The organism is Nocardioides sp. (assembly GCF_050699375.1).
Taxonomy (GTDB): Bacteria; Actinomycetota; Actinomycetes; order Propionibacteriales; family Nocardioidaceae; genus Nocardioides.
The window spans coordinates 1-17,535 of the sequence record NZ_JBOHDN010000006.1 but is presented as its reverse complement, the minus strand read 5'-3'; the positions used below and the strand labels follow the sequence as shown (position 1 = coordinate 17,535).

14 protein-coding genes are annotated in these 17,535 nt (G+C 69.4%); 5 read left to right on the top strand and 9 right to left on the bottom strand.

Annotated features, from left to right (window positions below; translation table 11 throughout):
- Both ACRDPS_RS00265 and ACRDPS_RS00260 read right to left on the bottom strand, forming a co-directional pair.
- A partial coding sequence (locus tag ACRDPS_RS00265; RefSeq protein WP_431499608.1) for a hypothetical protein occupies nt 1-2,136 on the bottom strand: 2,136 nt, incomplete at its 3' end.
- Between the two features lie 80 nt (nt 2,137-2,216).
- Nucleotides 2,217-2,831, bottom strand: a complete 615-nt coding sequence (locus ACRDPS_RS00260; RefSeq protein WP_431499607.1) for a nitroreductase family protein — start codon at nt 2,829-2,831, stop codon at nt 2,217-2,219.
- A 115-nt stretch (nt 2,832-2,946) separates the two neighbouring features.
- Here ACRDPS_RS00260 and ACRDPS_RS00255 point away from each other — a divergent pair, with 115 nt between their 5' ends.
- Complete coding sequence (locus ACRDPS_RS00255; RefSeq protein WP_431499606.1) at nt 2,947-4,239, top strand: PQQ-binding-like beta-propeller repeat protein; 1,293 nt, start codon at nt 2,947-2,949, stop codon at nt 4,237-4,239.
- 8 nt (nt 4,240-4,247) lie between these two features.
- Here the strand turns inward: ACRDPS_RS00255 and ACRDPS_RS00250 are convergent, their stop codons facing one another.
- The 4 genes from ACRDPS_RS00250 to ACRDPS_RS00235 all read right to left on the bottom strand — a co-directional run bounded on the left by ACRDPS_RS00250 (nt 4,248) and on the right by ACRDPS_RS00235 (nt 9,119).
- Nucleotides 4,248-4,883 (bottom strand): YitT family protein, encoded by a 636-nt coding sequence (locus tag ACRDPS_RS00250; protein ID WP_431499605.1) that lies wholly within the window; start codon nt 4,881-4,883, stop codon nt 4,248-4,250.
- Between the two features lie 85 nt (nt 4,884-4,968).
- Nucleotides 4,969-6,369: a Re/Si-specific NAD(P)(+) transhydrogenase subunit beta gene (gene pntB / locus ACRDPS_RS00245; RefSeq protein ID WP_431499604.1), complete on the bottom strand. Its 1,401-nt coding sequence runs from the start codon at nt 6,367-6,369 to the stop codon at nt 4,969-4,971.
- An 11-nt stretch (nt 6,370-6,380) separates the two neighbouring features.
- Nucleotides 6,381-7,910 carry a Re/Si-specific NAD(P)(+) transhydrogenase subunit alpha gene (locus tag ACRDPS_RS00240; RefSeq protein WP_431499603.1) on the bottom strand — a complete coding sequence of 510 codons (1,530 nt, stop codon included), beginning with the start codon at nt 7,908-7,910 and terminating at the stop codon, nt 6,381-6,383.
- A 225-nt stretch (nt 7,911-8,135) separates the two neighbouring features.
- Nucleotides 8,136-9,119, bottom strand: coding sequence for a DUF2332 domain-containing protein (locus ACRDPS_RS00235; RefSeq protein WP_431499602.1), 984 nt, complete (start codon nt 9,117-9,119; stop codon nt 8,136-8,138).
- Nucleotides 9,120-9,245: 126 nt separating this feature from the next.
- Here ACRDPS_RS00235 and ACRDPS_RS00230 point away from each other — a divergent pair, with 126 nt between their 5' ends.
- On the top strand, nt 9,246-10,316 hold the full coding sequence (locus ACRDPS_RS00230; protein ID WP_431499601.1) for a citrate synthase: 1,071 nt from the start codon (nt 9,246-9,248) through the stop codon (nt 10,314-10,316).
- A 42-nt stretch (nt 10,317-10,358) separates the two neighbouring features.
- A complete protein-coding gene (locus ACRDPS_RS00225) occupies nt 10,359-10,619 on the top strand; it encodes a hypothetical protein (RefSeq protein WP_431499600.1) in 261 nt (86 codons plus the stop codon).
- A gap of 114 nt (nt 10,620-10,733) precedes the next feature.
- Here the strand turns inward: ACRDPS_RS00225 and ACRDPS_RS00220 are convergent, their stop codons facing one another.
- On the bottom strand, nt 10,734-11,753 hold the full coding sequence (locus ACRDPS_RS00220) for an aldo/keto reductase (RefSeq protein ID WP_431499599.1): 1,020 nt from the start codon (nt 11,751-11,753) through the stop codon (nt 10,734-10,736).
- Nucleotides 11,754-11,854: 101 nt separating this feature from the next.
- Here ACRDPS_RS00220 and ACRDPS_RS00215 point away from each other — a divergent pair, with 101 nt between their 5' ends.
- Nucleotides 11,855-12,712 carry a helix-turn-helix transcriptional regulator gene (locus tag ACRDPS_RS00215; RefSeq protein ID WP_431499598.1) on the top strand — a complete coding sequence of 286 codons (858 nt, stop codon included), beginning with the start codon at nt 11,855-11,857 and terminating at the stop codon, nt 12,710-12,712.
- Here ACRDPS_RS00215 and ACRDPS_RS00210 read toward each other — a convergent pair.
- Both ACRDPS_RS00210 and ACRDPS_RS00205 read right to left on the bottom strand, forming a co-directional pair.
- Entirely contained in the window at nt 12,687-13,943 is a 1,257-nt protein-coding gene (locus ACRDPS_RS00210) for a glycosyltransferase (RefSeq protein WP_431499597.1), read from the bottom strand. The genes ACRDPS_RS00215 and ACRDPS_RS00210 overlap by 26 nt on opposite strands.
- Complete coding sequence (locus ACRDPS_RS00205; RefSeq protein ID WP_431499596.1) at nt 13,940-15,952, bottom strand: ArnT family glycosyltransferase; 2,013 nt, start codon at nt 15,950-15,952, stop codon at nt 13,940-13,942. Before ACRDPS_RS00205 ends, ACRDPS_RS00210 begins: the two co-directional genes overlap by 4 nt.
- Nucleotides 15,953-16,580: 628 nt before the next feature.
- Here ACRDPS_RS00205 and ACRDPS_RS00200 point away from each other — a divergent pair.
- Nucleotides 16,581-17,535: DUF222 domain-containing protein (locus tag ACRDPS_RS00200; protein WP_431499595.1), on the top strand; the 955-nt coding region annotated here is incomplete at its 3' end.

Sequence of the window (17,535 nt, the reverse complement as noted above, 5' to 3'; positions counted from 1 at the left end):
GGGCCGTGGCTCCGGCGGTCCCGGCGGTCCGGGCGGTCCCGGCGGTGCCGGTCGCGGCGGTGCCGGTGGTGCCGGTCGCGGCGGTTCCGGTGGTCGGGCCTGTCGACCCCACGGAGCCCCCGCCCTCTTGGTCTCCTCGACCTGCGCGAGGAACGCCTTACGGTCGGCCATCCGCCTGCGCTCCGCCGCGATCCGGCGCTGCGCCGGCGGGCTCCTGAAGACCCGGAACGCCGCGTACGCCGCCCCAGCGAGCACCAGCAGCGCGACCAGTCCCACACCGAACGCCCAGCCGGCCCGATCCCGCATCCCGGCCGCGGTGGCCGAGGCGTCGTCGAGATGGCCGGCGTTCAGATCGTCGCGGGCACTCGCGGCGCCGACATCGAGGAGCAGCACCAGCTCGCCGAGCTCGGTGACGGGGTTCTGGAAGCCCTCGACCTCCGCCGTGGCGGCGCCGACCTCCTTGGTCACCTTCGCTGCCTTGGGCAGGGACGTCGCCAGCGAGGCGTACTCGGAGGCGACGTTGGCGCTCTCGTAGGCCTCCTCGGCCGCGTCCGACACCGGCAGACCGGTCGACGCGGCCGCCGCCTGGAGCTCGGTGGCCCCCGAGCTGGCACCGTCGATCAGACCGACCACGGTCGTCGCGTCGTCGAACTTCCAGGAGGCCATGGCGTTGCGCAGCCCCTCGGGCGGCACCCAGCTGCCGTTGGCGCGGTCGACCGCTGCGTACGTCTTGCGGGCCTTGGCCCGATCCTTGAGCGCCTTCGCCTGCCCGGGCGAGAGCACCCAGGTGCGCAGGGCCTTCTCGGCCGAGGCGTCGGTGTCGTACTCCTGGACGAGGTCGAGGAACGTGTGCCAGTCGGTCGACCCCTGGACGACCTCGTCGCCGGGCCGGTCGTAGGCGTTGCGGCCCTCATAGACGTCGTTCACGACCGCGGTGAACTCCTCGTCGGAGAGATCCGCGAGCATGTCGGAGACGGCGGTGTAGGCGGCGGGATAGCCGTAGGCGTCGACCTCGGCGGTGACGTCGCGGCCGACGGCGTCCCAGCTCAGGAGCGCGAAGGCCTCCTCGCTACCGCGCTTCACCTTGGGGTATTTCTGGCCCTTGGCGCCGGCCTGCTCGGTTGCCCGCTGGGCGACGACCTCGGTCAGCCCCTCGCTCAGCCAGCGTCCCCGGACGGTGTCCGGGTTGATCCAGGCGTGGGTCATCTCGTGGTAGAGGATCGCGGCGTCCAGGTCCTCGGAGACGACGATCTCCTTCGCGTTCTCGTCGAACCAGGCGTAGCCGAGCGCCTCGGAGGAGACGTCCTCGCGGATCGCGTCGAGGCCGCCGGGCCACGGGTTCCCGATCAGCTTCTCGAGCACGGGGAGCCCGGCGGTCACCTGCTTCTCGGCGAAGTCGAGCCACTCCCGGTCGCCCGGGAAGCTCTGCAGCGAGACCTCGGTGTCGCCGACGGCCATCTTCTCCTCGTCGTAGACCTTCGGGTCCCGTGCGGAGACCCCGCCCTCGAGGAAGCCACCTGTCGCCTTCCAGGTGGTCGTCCTCCCCTTGGACTTCGTCGCCTTGAAGCCGGGGGCGGAGCTGGAGAACTCCATCGACTTCGGCAGCACGACCTCGACGGTCACCGAGTCGTCGTCGCCGACGCCGAGCACGGGAAAGACGGCGTACCCCTCCCCGATCCGGATGTTGTTCTTCTTCGCCCGGATCGGGGCGCCCCGCAGCTCGTAGGTCCAGGTGACGGTGCGGGACTTGCCGTAGTAGAGGTTCGGGAACGACACCGAGGCCACATCGATGCCGGTGCCCTTGACCCGCTCGGTGGTCGCGGTGAGCCTCGAGCCGTTGCTGGTCGCCCTGATCTTCTTCGCGTCGGCCGGGATCGGGATCGAGTGACCGGTCAGGAAGTAGTAGGTCATCGCCGTGCTCGGCTGCTGGTTGGTGACCGTGATCTCGGTCTTCACCCGCACGGTGCCGGCCTTCTCGTCGAGCACGTAACGGGTGCGCGAGGACTCGGCGACACCGTCGTTGGGCGCCGCGGCGACCGGCGGCGTGGCCATCACCAGCCCGCCACCCATCACACCGAGCACGAACAGCGCTGCCGCTGCGCGCCGGAGACGACCTGCGCCCTTACCGCACTTCACCCGGGAACCTTAGACCGATGCCCCGCTGGGTACGACCTTTTCGGGATCTTCCGGTGCCCGCGGGACGTACGCCGGGCGCATCATGCCCAGGGCGTGCCCCACTTGTCGGTGAAGGCCGTCTCCTCGAGCGGGCGCCGGACGCGCTCGCGCTCCTCCCGCGCCGCATCGAGCGGATCGACCTGCGCCGGGTCGCCATGGCGGCCGACGACGATCCCGGTCATCACCTTCCACCACGCAGGTACGCCGAAGGCAGCCGCCACGGCATCGTGGTCGAACCCCGCGAACTGGTGGGACGAGAGCCCCATGGAGGCCGCCTGAACGGTGAGGTGCGCAGCGGCCTGGCCGAGATCGTACTCGGAGTAGTCCGACCACTTCGGGCCGTCGCCGTCCGGACCCACGCCGACCTGGGCGACGGTGACGAAGACGGCCGAGGCCCGCGGGACCCAGCCGGAGTTGCCGCGCGAGAGGAGCGGCACGAAGGTCTCGTGCGCGGCGGATCCTCGGGGCAGGACCAGGAACGACCACGGCTGGCTGTTGCCCGCGCTCGGCGCCCACCGGGCCGCCTCGAGGAGCAGCCTGATCTCGTCGTCGGCGAGCTCGTGCTCCGGGTCGAAGACGCTCACCGACCACCGGTCACGCAGGTGCTCGGTCAGATCCTCGGCGCCGGGCTGGGGGGCACGCTTGGCAGCAGACATGCGTCCACTCTGCACCATCGACACCAACCTCAATCCCACTGACCAGCTGACTCATATAGATGCAATGCAAAGTGATGCTGCGCTAACAGATACAAACCACGGCCATCATGGCTACATGCAGCCAGCGAGCCCTTCTCCGACCGAACGTCCGGACCACACCACTCTGTGGGTGATCGGCGGTCTGATCCTCGCCCTGATCGTCGCCGTCGCCGGCTATCTCGTCTACACCGAGCTGCAAGGCGATGGCGACGCGACCGGACCGGTGACCGTGACCTCAGAACCGAAGGAGGTCTGGGCCTGGACCTCCGACCAGGAGGTCGCGTACGCCCAGGACCTACCGGACGGCGGAGCCCTGGTCAGCCTCAGCGGCGAGGCCGACGGCATCGTGGCCCTCGACAAGAGCGGGAAGGAGGTATGGCGGGACGAGAAGCACCCGTACAACATCGTCACCGTCCACGAGAAGGAGCAGCTGATCGAGGCGAGCTGGTACGTCGCGCGGGCAAGCAGCAGCGGAAGCAGCAGCGACAGCGGGACCATCCTTTTCGACTTCGACGGCGAGGTGACCTGGGAGGCACCGGAGGGGGCCGACCTCTACTCCATCGAGGAGGACGGCACCTATCTCCTCTACGACGACGACAGCATGACCAGACTCAACCCGAAGACGGACGAGGAGAGCTGGACGATCAAGGGCAGCGGGTTCACGCTGAGCACCTCAGCGGTCTACGCCCTCGACGGGGACGACATAGTCCGCTACAGCCTCGACGGCAAGGAGGAATGGCGTACGACACTGCCTGCGGGCCACGACGACGGCCTCGACGAATACGGCCTGACCCACCTCTACTCGTCCGGCGAGATGCTCCTGGTCGATTCCGGTTCGCTCCTGGCGTTCGCCCCGGGGACCGGCGAACACCTCTGGACCGAGGCGGTCCGCGGCGAGGCCATCCGGGCCGCGGACGACCGTTTCGTGGTCGTGCCGACGACGGAGTACGACCCGGACACCGGCGCGAAGCAGCCGGTGGAGGGGCCCTTCCCGATCTTCGGACCAGACGGTCACGACGGCGACATCGACCTCGCCACCAGCGGTGCCTATCGCACGATGGACGTGATCACGCTCGACGGACGGCTGGTCAACTTCCACCAGCCCTCGGGCATCCTCTTCGATGCCGACGGCACCGTCATCGACACGGGTTACGACCACGTCGGCGAAGCCTTCGACGACGGCGGCTACACCGTCGACGGATCCACGATCGGCTACCGCGCTTGGAACAGCGAGAAGGCTGCCTGGGCTCTCGACCTCGACGATGTCGACTCGCTGGCCGACGACTACTACCCCGAGGACGTACGAGTCGGCTCATCGGCGAACGGGGTCTACGTCACCGACAAGACATCCGTACGTCTCTACCGCTGACCACCGGATCAGGCGAGGTAGCGGCCCGGACGGTGGTTGAAGGCGAGAAAGACGTTGAGGATGACCGCGCCCGTTGCCGAGAGCAGCACGGTGAGCGACGAGACCGCGAGGAGGGCGAGCAGGATGACGCCGACGTCGAGCCCCATCTGGATGTAGCCGGCGCGCAGGTTCAGGCGCTCCTGGAAGATCAGGGCCAGCACGTTGAAACCGCCCATGGAGGCCCCGTGCCGGAAGATGATCAGCAGCCCGAGACCGACCAGCATGTTCCCGGCGACCACCCCGTAGATGGTGTCGAGGTCCTTGATGTCGAGCAGGTCGTGGTGCACCCGGGTGAGAGCCGAGGTCGCGACGACGCAGGCCAGCGACCTGACCGTGAACCCGACCCCCTTCTTGGAGAGGGAGAGGGCGAAGAACGGCAGGTTGACCAGAACGAAGAGCAGCTCGAACGGCACTCCGGTCCAGTACGACGCCAGCAGGCTGAGCCCTGCCGTCCCGCCGGTCACGGCACCGACCGACTTGATCAGGTAGAGCCCCAGCGAGGTCACCACGATGCTGGTGACGTACCCGAGCAGGTCCTCCACCAACGTGTGGGGGACTCGGATCGACTCGAGGGAGTCAGCAATCGGCTCGGACACGACACTCATTCTGTGTGCCGTGCCCGAGCCGAGCAGAATCCGCTACGCGGAGACGTACGTCACGTTTCCGCTGGTCAAGTGAGTAATCCCAGGATCAGGCGGGCACTCGGGCCAGTGCGCCGACGATCTCGTCGACCTTGGTCTTCGCGTCGCCGAAGAGCATCTGGGAGTTGTCGCGGAAGAAGAGCGGGTTCTGTACGCCGGCATAGCCGGGTGCCATCGACCGCTTGAAGATGACGACGTTCTTGGACTCCCAGACCCGCAGGACGGGCATGCCGGCGATCGGGCTGCTCGGGTCCTCGGCGGCGGCCGGGTTGACGGTGTCGTTGGCACCGATGACCAGGACGACGTCGGTCTCGGCAAGGTCGTCGTTGACCTCGTCCATCTCCAGGACGATGTCGTAGGGCACCTTGGCCTCGGCCAGCAGCACGTTCATGTGGCCCGGGAGGCGGCCGGCTACCGGGTGGATGCCGAAACGTACGTCGACACCGCGGCCCCGCAGGATGCGGGTGAGCTCGGCGACGGGGTACTGCGCCTGGGCGACGGCCATGCCGTAGCCCGGGGTGATGACGACCGAGGAGGCGCCGGCGAGCAGGTCGGCGGTGTCCTCGGCGTTGATCTCGCGGTGCTCGCCGTAGTCGACGTCACCGGCCGGACCGGCCTCGATGCCGAAGCCGCCGGCGATGACCGAGATGAACGAGCGGTTCATCGCCTTGCACATGATGTAGGAGAGGTACGCACCGGAGGAGCCGACCAGGGCACCCGTGACGATCAGCAGGTCGTTGCCCAGCAGGAAGCCCGAGGCGGCCGCGGCCCACCCGGAGTAGCTGTTGAGCATCGAGACGACGACCGGCATGTCACCGCCGCCGATGGAGGCGACCAGGTGCCAGCCGAGGGCCAGCGCGACCACCGTGACGGCGATCAGCAGCGGGAGCGTCGGGTTGATGACGTACACGACCGTCAGCACCACGAAGACGACGAGGGCGCCGATGTTGATGGCGTTCTTGCCCGGCAGCATCAGCGGGGCCGACTTCATCCGCGCGGAGAGCTTGAGGAAGGCGACGATCGAGCCGGTGAAGGTGACCGCACCGATGAAGACACCGATGAAGACCTCGGCAGAGTGGATGGCTCCACCATGAATGTGGCCCGCCGCGGCCTCGAGGTGGCCGTTCCAGCCGATCAGGACGGCCGCCAGACCGACGAAGGAGTGCAGCAGCGCGATCAGCTCGGGCATGCCGGTCATCTCCACGACCTTGGCACGCCACAGGCCGATGACCGCGCCGACCGCGACCGCTCCGACGAGGACGATCACCGCGGTGGAGGTGCCGCCGTCGACGACCTGGATCACGGTCGCGACCAGGGCGAGGGCCATGCCGGCGACGCCGTAGAGCCAGCCCTGCGAGGCGGTCTCGTGCTTGGACAGACCTGCCAGCGACAGGATGAAGAGAAGGGCGGCGACGAGGTAGGCGGCGCCGGCGATCGAGAAGATATCCATGACGTGTTACCTCAGGCCTTCCGGAACATCGAGAGCATGCGACGGGTCACGGCGAATCCGCCGAAGATGTTGATGCTCGCCAACAGGGTCGCGATACCGGCCAGCACCAGCACGACGTTGTCGGCGACCGTGAGCTGCAGCAGGGCGCCCACGACGACGATGCCGGAGATCGCGTTGGTGACCGACATGAGCGGGGTGTGCAGCGCGTGGTGCACGTGGCCGATCACGTAGAACCCGATCACCACCGACAGCGTCAGCACGGTGAAGTGGCGGGTGATCTCGGCGGGAGCGACCGCGTTGAGCAGGAAGAGCGCGAGCGCACCGGTGCCGACCAGAGCGAGCTTGGCGGAGGCGGAGAGTGGCTTCTGAGCCTCCTTCACCGCGACCTCGGCGGGCGCGGCCGCGGCCGGAGCCGCGGAGACCTGCACCGGCGGGGGCGGCCAGAGCACGCCGCCGTCGTGCACGACGGTCAGGCCGCGCTGGACCTGGTCCTCGAGATCGAGGGCGAGCACGCCGTCCTTCTCGGGCGTCACCAGCTTCATCAGGTTGACCAGGTTGGTGCCGTACAGCTGGCTCGACTGCGCCGGGAGGCGCGCGGGCAGGTCGGTGTAGCCGATGATCGTGACGCCGTTGGGCGTGGTGATGACCTCGTCCTTGACGGTGCCCTCGACGTTGCCGCCCATCGCGGCGGCCATGTCGACGATGACCGACCCGGACTTCATCGACGCGACGTCCTTCGCCGTGATCAGGCGCGGCGCCGGACGGCCCGGGATCAGGGCGGTGGTCACGATGATGTCGACGTCCTCGGCCTGCTCGGAGTAGATCTCCGCGGCGCGCTGGTCGTAGGCCTCCGAGGTCGCCTTCGCGTAGCCGTCGGTCGACTTCTCGACCTCGACCTCGACCTTCAGGTATTCACCACCGAGCGACTTGACCTGGTCGGCGACCTCGGGTCGCGGGTCGGTGGCGCGGACGATCGCGCCGAGCGAGGAGGCGGCGCCGATGGCGGCCAGGCCGGCCACACCGGCACCGGCCACGAGGACCTTCGCCGGCGGTACCTTGCCCGCCGCGGTCACCTGACCGGTGAAGAAGCGACCGAAGTGGTGGGCGGCCTCGACCACGGCGCGGTAGCCGGCGATGTTGGCCTGCGAGGAGAGGATGTCCATCGACTGCGCCCGGGAGATACGCGGCACCGCGTCCATCGCGAAGGCGTCGACCTTGCGCGCGGCCAGGGCGTCGAGGAGCTCGGCGCTCTGCGCCGGCGCCATCGGGGCGACCAGCGTCGAGCCGCTCTTCAGCAGCTCGACCTCGCCGATCGAGGGGGCGTTGACCCGGAAGACCAGGTCGGCGCCCCAAGCGTCGGCGGCGGTGCCGAGCCGTGCGCCGGCCTCGACGTACGCATCGTCCTTGAAGCTGGATGCCTCGCCGGCCCCACCCTCGATGACGACGTCATACCCCAGTCCGGTCAGCTGTTTGACCGTCGCGGGTGTTGCCGCCACCCGGGTCTCCCCAGGCTTCGTCTCTCGGGTCACTCCGATGAGCATCCTCGACTCCTCTGTCTGCTACGCGGTGTCTTCAGTCTCCAGCATGGCGGGGTTCCGGTCAGCCGATCTACGCGTGACCGAATCATGACCGGACGGACCGGAACCCCACCGTGCTGGTTACCGGCCGGTAACGGTAGGGCAGGTCAGCAGGTGGACACCAGGTCTGTCCGGTTGTATCGGTCCAAGACCTGTGGTTCTCCTCACGTCCTCACAGATCAGGTCCGGTCAGATCCAGGTGAGCGACACGCCATGGCCCTGGACCCAGCCGACCGCCTGTCCGTCGACGGCCAGGCAGAGCTGGTGATCAGCCTTCGGGGCGCTCGGCGCGGTCGCGGCGAGCGAAGGGATCACCCGTTGACCCTCGAGGCTGATCCAGTGGCAGCGGCCGGCCGCCACCAACGTACGCATCCGCTCTTCGAGCCTGAGGCGGTCGTGCTCGTCGAGGTAGGCCGCGGCCGCGCTGTGGTGGACCACCGGCGTACCTCCGGAGGCGGCGGCGATCGCGAGTGCGTTGTCGAGCTGGTCGACCATGTCGCCGGCGAGGAGCCGCGGCGGCTCGGCCCTGGTCACCTCGATCGCCGCGGCGAGGCGGTCACGTCGCTCGTCGTGACCGGGCCAGATCAGGGTGAGGAGCCAGGCCACGTCGTCCTCGTCGGTGACGTCGAGCGGGTTGAGGTCGACCCCCACGCGAGCGGTGATGCGTGGCGCCTGAGCAGGGATCGGTACGTCCCCAGCCGCGGTGGTCCGAAGCGTCGGCCCGCCCGATCCGCTCATCGCGCCCGCCCCCTCCCAGACGTAGTCGTAGCGATCCGGGTAGAGGCACAGGCCAGCGCTCGCCCCGAGCTCGACGAGCGCGAGTTGCTCGTCGCCGAGCGTCGCCAGCGCGGGGGTCAGTGCGGTCAGCCGGGCCACCTCGTTGGTCTGCGTACGTCGCGCCAGGATCGTCTCGCGCACCGCCGGCCACTCGGGCCCGAGCAGCAGCTCCCGCAGGGCCTCGTACGGCCCTGGTTCCAGACCGTGCCAGCGAGCGGCGGCGAAGACGAGGTTGGCCTGCTGCTTCCCGATCGGCAGCTCGCGCAGCACCCCGAGCACCTCCGGGTCGTCGGCGACACCGCTCGCCCAGGCGTGGAAACAGGGCGAGGTCGACATCTCGCCCGCATGGAAGCGGTAGCTCTGTTCGATGTCCGTCAGGTCGTTCAGAGGCAGCATGGTCGCTCCTGGGGTGAGTCGAGCCGGGGTGTACCGGTCAGGGCACTGTGCCTCCGGGCGTCCCGCGGCCGCCATGTCGATCGAGTCGACATGGCGCGGACCCGTTCCGTGCGCGAGAGTGTCGTTGTGACCGAATGGATCACGACGCGGGAAGCCGCCCAGCGCCTCGGGGTGAAGCGCACGACGCTCTACACCTATGTCAGCCGACGTTTGCTGACCCGGCGCCGGAGCGGCAGCGAGAGCCTGTTCGACCGCGCCGAGATCGACGCGCTGGCCGGCACGCGCCACCATCCGGGGTCTCCGCTCGGCGTCCTGCCGATGCGCTCGGTCCGTTCGAGCGTGAGCGAGGTACGCGAGGGCGAGCTGTTCCTGCGCGGTGTACCCCTCGCCGATCTCGCCGACGAGCCGTTGGACGAGGTGGTCGATCTGGTGCTGGGTCCGGCGCCCGAGATCGTCGTCGAGGTGCCTGCGCACCTGGCCCGGTTGCCGCTCGCTCGCCGGCTCCCGGCGTTGGCGCACTGGGCGGGATCCACGGGCTGCTGGGTCGGCCCCGCCGCGGCGGCCGGCGTCGCCAAAGGGCTGCTCACCGCCGTCCCCGTCGCTCTCGGCGGGCAGGCAGGGCCGGTCCCCGAGGCGACCTTCGCCGTCCTCGCCGGACGGCCAGGCAGCCCGCAGGAGGTGGCCACGCTCAACACCACGCTGGTCGCCCTCGTCGACCACGGCCTGGCCGCCTCGGTGGTGGCGGCCAGGGTCGCGGCGTCGACGCGAGCTTCGGCGTACGACTGCCTGGTCGCTGGGTACGCCGCTCTCTCCGGGCGTCTGCACGGCGGGATCGGCCCCGCCGCGATCGCCGGGGTCAGGGACGGCCCGCCCGACGAACCGAGCGAGGGAGTGCCCGGCTTCGGCCACTGGCGGCACCCGGAGGGCGACCCACGATCCGATGCGATCCTGGCTCGTCTGGCGCTCGTCGACGGCTCGGCCCCGGCCCTGGCGAGCCTGGAGGCGGTCGCCGCTCGGACCGGTCGCCGACCGAACATCGACGGCGCACTCGCCGCGCTCGTCCTCACCTGCGAGCTGCCCGATGGCGCCGCCGAGGTGCTCTTCCAGATCGGCCGTACGGTCGGCCTGGCCGCGCACATCATCGAGGAGGCGGGCGAGGACCCGCTGCGCTGGCGCGCGACCGATCCCACCACCTGATCTCAGCCTTCGTACGGCAACTGCCGCACGAAGATATTCAGATTGCCAGGGCACCTGCGTTCAGATTGCCAGACCACCGCCGCCCGGGTCTCCCAGACGACGACGGCCCAGACGACGACGGCCCAGACGACGACGGCCGTACGTTGGGCCGCATCCGGGCTCGGGGCCCGTCCGGTGTCCGCGTCGGTGTCACAGCCGGTGATCGCGGTGCTGCGGCCTTCCCCGGGCCCGGCCGAGACGACGCTGCTGGAGCTCCTCCGTCAGGAGAGCTGGTCGGGCGCCGTCCGGGCCGCGCAGACCTGAGTGCCGCGCGCCTATGCAAGTTGGCGGCACCTTGTGAACGTTTCACAAGGTGCCGCCGACTTACGTAGGCGATCACCGCGCGCCGTTCGCGCTGACGCGCGCTGGCTTCCTCGCTCAGTTCGCGTCGAGCTGGTCCATGAACTGCGTGGGGTAGCGGTCACCACGGACCGCGCCCGCTGGCACCGCGGCGTCGATCCTGGCCAGGTCGGCCTCGTCGAGGGTGACCGCGTTCGACCCGATCATCGACTCGACCTGGCTCACCCGGCGCGAGCCGATCACGGGGACGATGTGCTCACCGCGAGCGGCGACCCAGGCGATCGCGAGCTGCGCCAGCGTGGCGCACTTCTCGTCGGCGATCTGCTGGAGCGAGGCGACCAGCGAGCGGTTGTGGTCGAGGTTGTCGCCCTGGAACCGCGGCATGAACCCGAGGGAGCCGTCGACCTTGCCGCTGCCGCCGATCAGGCCCCTGCCGAGGACGCTGTACGCGGTGATGCCGATGCCCAGCTCACGGCAGGTGTCGAGGATGCCGTTGGTCTCGATGTCGCGGCTGAGCACGGAGTACTCGATCTGCAGGTCGCTGATCGGGGTCACCGCGGCGGCGCGGCGGATCGTGGCGGAACCGACCTCGCTCAGTCCGACATGGCGTACGTAGCCGGCCTCCACCAGCTCCTTGACCGCGCCCACGGTCTCCTCGATCGGCACCTGCGGGTCCAGGCGGGCGGGGCGGTAGATGTCGACGTGGTCGGTGCCGAGGCGCTGGAGGGAGTAGGTCAGGGAGGACTTGACCGCCTCCGGGCGAGCGTCGAAGCCGGACGGGAGCCCGACCGGGGTGAGCAGTGCGCCGAACTTCACCGAGAGCACCGCGTCGTCGCGGCTGCGGTCGCGGAGCGCGCGGGCGATCAGCATCTCGTTGTGACCGGCGCCGTAGAAGTCGCCGGTGTCGATCAGGGTGCCGCCGGCGTCGAGGTAGGCGTGGATGACGCGTACGCCGTCGTCGTCACCGACGGCGCCGTACACACCGGAGAGGCTCATCCCGCCCAAGCCGGGTGAGGTGACCTCGGGGCCGTTCTCACCGAGCTTGCGGGTCGTGCTGAGCTTGATCGTGTTGGAGGTCGTTGCGTCGATGTTCGTCATGCTTCCAGCCTGCTCCGCGCCGTGGACCCGCGACAGGCACGGCACATCCAGGGAGAGGCGCTCCCTGGATAACGGTGCGCCACCGGCGGATGATGGCGAGCATGATCGACCGCCGCGAGCTCGCCGACTTCCTGCGCCGTCGCCGGGAGCTGCTCCGGCCCTCGGACGTCGGCCTCCCGGACGGGTTGCGGCGGCGTACGCCCGGGCTCCGTCGAGAGGAGGTCGCCTCGCTCGCCGGGGTCTCGACCGACCACTACACACGCCTGGAGCAGGCGCGCGGCTCGGCTCCGTCGGAGTCGGTGCTCTCCGCGATCGCGCGGGCGCTGCACTGCGACCTGGACCAGCGCGACCACCTCTTCTACCTCGCCGGGATGACGCCTCCTGCCCGGCGCGCGGGCGGATACGTGCGCCCTGGCCTGATCGCGCTCGCCCGCCGGTTGACCGACATCCCCGTCCTGATCTGCACCGACATCGGGGAGATCGCGTGGTGCAACCCCCTCGCCGCCGCGCTGATGCCGCCGCTGCCCGAGCAGCCCGGGCGTGGCCGCAACCTGATCTGGCGCTGGTTCGTCCAGCCCGATCTTCGGCCCGCTCCGCCGGAGGACTGGGACCGGATGTCGGCCGGTCATGTGATGGATCTGCGGGCGACGTACGCACGGCGGGCGGGCGACCCGGACATCACCTCGCTGGTCGACGACCTGCTGGCCGCGAGCGAGGAGTTCCGCGGGCTGTGGGAGCGGCACGAGGTGGCCGTGCGCCGCGCGGACGTGAAGACGTTCGATCATCCCGAGGTCGGCGCGATCACCGTACGCTGCGAGGTCCTGCTCGCCGAGGACGCCGACGTGAAGCTGCTCGCCTACTTCCCGGCCGAGGGCACCGATGCCGCGGAGAGGCTCGAGCTGCTCCGCGTCATCGGCACCCAGGACTTCGAGGTCACTTCCGGCTCATCACCCACCTGAGGATGACGAACCGCACCAGCGTCGCGGTCGCGTTGGCGACGACGAGGACGCTCAGCTCTGCCAGGTGAGGGGCGTACGGCGCGGCCCAGTGCAGCAGGCCGAGCGACCCGGAGGTCAGGGCCAACCCGATCCCGAAGGCGGTCAGGCCGGCCACATGATGCTTCACGGCGCCCTGCCGTGCGGTGATGCCGAAGGTCAGCCGCCGGTTGGCGGCGGTGTTCGCCACCGCGGTCACCAGGAGCGCCGACAGGTTGGCCAGCTGGGCATCGACCGAGACCCGCAGCACGGAGTAAAGAACGACGTACGCCAGCGTGCTCATCGCCCCTACGGCGGCGAACCTCATCAGCTGCTCGGGGAGAGCCCGCCTGGGTGCTGGGACCCCGGTGGTCGAGCCGGTCGACACCCGGTGGGTCGAGCCTGTCGAGACCTCGCGAAGGTCGATCCGCCCCGAGGCCAGGCCTTTGAGAAGGCGGGCGACGCCACGTACGTCCTCCTTGACGGTGGCGGCGATGTCGACCCGCGAGTCGGGGTCGTCGACCCAGTCGACCGGGACCTCGTGGATGCGCAGGCCGGCCTCGGAGGCGAGGACTAGGAGCTCGGTGTCGAAGAACCAGCTGTCGTCCTCGACCAACGGGAGCAGCTGATCGGCCACGTCTCGCCGGATCGCCTTGAACCCACACTGGGCGTCGGAGAATCTCGCGGCGAGGATCCCCCGGAGCAGCAGGTTGTAGCCCTTCGACAGGAAGTCCCGCTTGGCGCCGCGCTGGATCCGGCTGCCGTTGGCCAGCCGGGTCCCGATCGCGAGGTCGGAGTGGCCCGAGAGCAGCGGGGCGAGCAGGGGCGGCAGGGCACGCAGGTCGGTGGAGAGGTCGACGTCCATGTAGCCGACCACCTCCGCCTGCGAGGTCGACCAGGCCGCCTTGAGCGCCCGGCCGCGGCCCTTCTCGTCGAGGTGGATCGCCCGCACCCGCGGGAGCTCCGCCGCGAGGCTCTCGGCGATCTGCCAGGTGCCGTCGGTGCTGGCGTTGTCGGCGATCGTGATCATCGCCGGGAAGGGCAGGCTCCGGAGGTAACCGTCGAGGTGGCGTACGGAGGCCTCCAGCCCGTTCTCCTCGTTGAAGACCGGGATGACCAGGTCGATCGTCGTCCTGAGCTTTCCGGAGGCCGGGCTTGTCGAGACCACCGAACCTGCCGCGACAGTGGAGCTCGTCGAGACCAGATCGGCGGTCATGAGGCGCCCTCGGTCAGGTCGTAGACGGTCGAGCTCCCGATCGTGGTCTGGGTGAAGTTCTCCTCCACCCAGGCACTGATCTCGGAGGCGCTGGAGGTCTCGTCGCCGCCACCGGGGCCGCCGCGCATGCCTCCCATTCCGCCGCCGGAGATGAAGTAGTGGATCTCGCCGTTGGCGACGTACTCCTGGAACTGCTCGAGGCTGATGCTGTCGGAGGTGCCGTTGAAGCCACCGATCGCCATCACCGCCTCACCGGTCTCGAGCTGGAGGCCGGCCGCGGTCTGGGAGCCGATCGACGCCGCCACCCAGGTGTAGTTGCCGGCGTTGGTGCTGACCGCGTCGGCGAGCTCGTCGTCGACCTGGCCGCCGCCCATCGGGCCACCGCCACCGCCCGCGGGACCGCCGCCGCGCATGCCTCCGGTCTGTCCGCCGGGCATCTGCTGGGTCTGGCCGTTGCTGCCGCCGTTCGTACCTCCCGGAGCCTGGCCGGCGGTGCCATCGTTGGTTCCGCCGGGCATCTGGCCACCGGGCATCTGGCCTGCGGGCGGGGTTCCGTTCTGGCCGTTCTGGCCGTTCTGGCCGTTCTGGCCGCCTGGGCCACCGAGGCGAACCGCACGGCCGCCTCCGGGTCCGCCCATGCCACCGCCCTCGTACGGGCCTGCGGTCACGATCGAGCCGGTGTGTGGGGTGCCGATCGTCTGGATGGCGTACGCAGCGGGCCCGAGGCCCATGGCTACCGCGGCAGTCGCGAGCACGGCGACGCCGGCCCGGCGGGTGAGCCTGTCCGCGAAGACGAACGCGGCGGCGGCGCCGAGACCGATGATCGCCACTGGCCAGCGCAGTGCGTCGTACGGCTGCTCACCCGACTGCCCCAGGAGCGTCCACGCCCAGATGGCGCTGCCGGCCAGCGCGACCGACAAGGTGATGCGGGCGGCGAGGTTGTCGCGGTGACGCCACATGATCGCGGCACCGATGACCGCGGTCGCGGCGATCCACGGAGCCAGCGCGACCACGTAGTAGTCGTGGTAGATGCCCTCCATGAAGGAGAAGACCAGGCCGGTCACGAGCATCGTGGCGCCGCTGAGCAGCAGCGCCGCGCGGGTCAGGTCCGTGCGCGGGGCCTTGCGCAGCGCGACGAGCCCGGCGACGAGCAGGAGCAGGGCAGCCGGAAGCAGCCAGGAGACCATGCCGCCGGAGACGCCCTGGAAGAGGCGCAGGATCCCGGCCGCGCTGGAGAAGCCGGCGTTGCCGAGGCCGCCGAAGTCACCGCCGTTGAGCCGGCCGACGCCGTTGTAGCCGAGCGTCAGCTCGAGCAGCGAGTTGCCCGTCGAGCCGTCGATGTAGGGACGCCAGGACTCCGGGATGAGCTCGACGAACGCGATGTACCAGCCCGCGGAGACGACCATCGCTGCGAAGCAGGCGACGCCGTGCACGATCCTGCGCCCGAACGATCCCTTCCCTGCGATCAGGTAGACGATCGCGATCGCGGGGACGATCAGGAAGGCCTGGAGCATCTTGGCGAGGAACCCGAACCCGAGCAGAGCGCCCGCGAGCACCATCCACCTGCCCTTGCCGGTCTCGATCGCCTTGAGGGTCGAGAACCCGGCCCCGACCAGCAGCAGGAGCAGCAGCGCGTCGGGATTGTTGAACCGGAACGTCAGCGCCGCCGCCGGGGTCAGCGCGGTGAACGCACCCGCGGCGATCGCCGCCGGCCACGGCGCGACCTTCTTGACCAGCGCGAAGACAATCGCAACGGTGCCGACGCCCATCAGTGCCTGCGGGACCAGGATGCTCCACGAGGACAGCCCGAAGATGCGTACGGACAGGCCCATCACCCACAGGGATGCGGGCGGCTTGTCGACAGTGATCGAGCTGCTCGCATCGAGCGCCCCGAAGAACCACGCCTTCCAGCTCTCGCCCCCGGCCTGCGCGGCGGCAGAGTAATACTGATTGGCGTAACCCGACTCCGACAGCGTCCACAGGTAGGCGAGTCCGGTCAGGGCCAGCAAAATGAGAAGGGACGCCCGCTGAGGTGTCCATGATCGTCGCGGTCTCGGCGATGCCGGCTCGGGCGCCGAGCTCGCCGTCGGTGGGTCGAGGAGTTGGGTCATAGCCACCACGCTCGCGGGGTTCGCTGTGGCGGGCGTACGTCGAGCCTGTGGTCTGGCTGTGTGGTCGCGTCCTCGGGGGTCGAGCTTGTCGAGACCACGCCGCCCCGGTGGTCGAGCTTGTCGAGACCTCCCTGCCGGAAGGTTCCCGTCGACGGGTTGGTGTGGGCCGCCGACCCTTTCTGGAGGGTGTTCTCGATGGACCCCGGAGTCAAGGACGGGCCTACGGCCCGCCGGCTGCGCCGGCCGCTGCGCGGTCCTGGACACCGGGACCCATCGAGAAAAAGACCTGGCTGATTATCGGGGCGGCGGCCCGGGTGTGGCGCGGAGTTTCGTTGGTTGCTTGTGCTGGGGTTGGCGGGGTGAAGGTGTGGCCCTTCGGGGCCACTTACCATCCACAGGACCGACGGTGTCCGAGGTGTTCGCTGACCGCGAAACCATGGACTGACCGGGGCAAATAGATGGATTCAACGACGGCTTAGGAGTAGAATCAAAGGCATTACGGGACACCTTTGAGAGGAGGCAGCAGATGAGCTTGGAACGCGGCACCAACCACTGGGGCACCAACCCCGGCGACCCCATCGGCACCGAATTTGCTGCCATCGACTCCTCCTTCGAGAAGGTGCTCGCCACCGACCCGCTGTACTGGACCACCGCCCAGAAGAAGGCGGCTTTGGCCTGGTTGGAGAGGTACGACGCCCGACAGGCCGCGTTGAGACTTCGAGTGCTCGCCGTCGCTGGTGATATCGCTGAGGAGAGTGGCGACAAGGACGCCTCCGCGTGGATCCGAGCCGAGCTCCTGGTCGACAAAGGGGCCGCTCGGGCACAGATCAAACTCGCAGCCCAGGTCTCCAGGCGCGACCTTGTTGCTGCTGGGCTTGCTGCAGGTGAGATCTCCCAGGACAAGGCCCGGGTGATCACCAAGACCCTCGCCGACATCGAGACCAACCCGATCGCCACCGGTGAGGACCTGACCCTCGCGGAGAAGCTGCTGGTCGACTACGCCACCACACTGACCGCCAACGAACTCCGGACCGTGGGCCGGCGGATCCTGGCCGAGATCGACCCCGCCCGATTCGAGAACGCCGAAGCCAAAGCCCTCCTCGCCGAAGAAGAACGAGCCCAGCAGAAAACCGCACTCCGGGTCTGGAACAACGGCGACGGCACCATCGGGTTCGACGGCGTCCTCCCGGTCGCCATCGGCGCCCGGTTCAAGACCCAGGTCGAGGCCTGGGCCCAACCCCGCAAACAGCGGCTGGTGGCCAAGGGCGCCCCGTTGCCGCCCTGGGAACGACTCATGGGCCAAGGGTTCGCGCGGTTGTTGGAGACCATCGACCCCGACGCCCTGCCCCACCACGGTGGGGATGCGACCGTGGTCAACGTGGTGATCTCCCTCGAGGAGCTCCGCAAAGAGCTCGGCACCGCGACGTTGGGGTTCGACGAGACCAACGGGCACACGATCTCGGCTGCTGAGGCCCGGAAGA